1 tRNA gene is annotated in these 891 nt (G+C 34.6%); it reads left to right on the forward strand.

The window, feature by feature from the left end:
* The first annotated feature begins 814 nt into the window (after positions 1-814).
* Positions 815-890 (forward strand) — tRNA-Val (locus tag ACTJJQ_RS19215).
* The last annotated feature ends 1 nt before the right edge of the window (position 891 follow it).

The following is an 891-nucleotide window of genomic DNA, read 5'->3' on the forward strand; positions in this document are numbered from 1 at the left end:
TTTCCCCCTGTGAGAGTAGGACGCCGCCAAGCCTTTCAAAGGATCAGTTCCAATCGGAACTGGTCTTTTTTGTGTTTTAATAAATGATATATCTATTTATATTGAAAATAGTGGTCTTTCACTACATTCTCAATAACTCATTCATTTCATCCCCTTCACTGGAATTCTAGACATTCTATAAAATTCTTATCATCGAATCTCGTCGCTCACTCATCTTGCTAAGAGTCAACATCGAAAGAGTAAACATGTCTAAAAAGGATCTTCTCCTCTGGCAACCATATGTAGCGAACTGCGCTTGCTGCTAGATCATTGAAACCTACATAAGAGAGAAAAGGGCATCTTGGTTTGCTAATGAGAGAGGGGAGGAAGATTTGAGTTAAGCAACACAATGTTTGATGAGGCAAGGGAACATTGAGACGAATTTTTGGAAAATGACCAGGATCAATTTAATATAAAGCAAATATACAAAATGGTTTCTCGGAAAAATAAAATAATAAAAAAATTCGTTTCTATATGCACGTTATCTGAGGATTTAAGGAATAAAACAAACATTTTTCAGCTTTAAAAGAGCTGTTTTTACATTGAAAAAGCGCTATTAATCCCCTTTTTAACAAAAAAACATAAAAAAATGAAAAAAAGACTTTTAAAATGAAGAGACAAGTGGTAAACTTCTTTAGGTGCCTTAACGAAAAGATGTGAAAAAATAGCTTTAAAATAAATTCAAAAATTATTTTAAAAAAGTCTTTACAAACAATATCTTATCGTTATATAATACTATTTGTCAGATCGAGAGACATTCGAAACGACATAATATGGAGGATTAGCTCAGCTGGGAGAGCATCTGCCTTACAAGCAGAGGGTCGGCGGTTCGAGCCCGTCATCCTCCACCAT

This window comes from Bacillus sp. 22483, assembly GCF_052044605.1.
GTDB classification, from domain to species: Bacteria; Bacillota; Bacilli; order Bacillales; family Bacillaceae; genus Bacillus; species Bacillus altitudinis.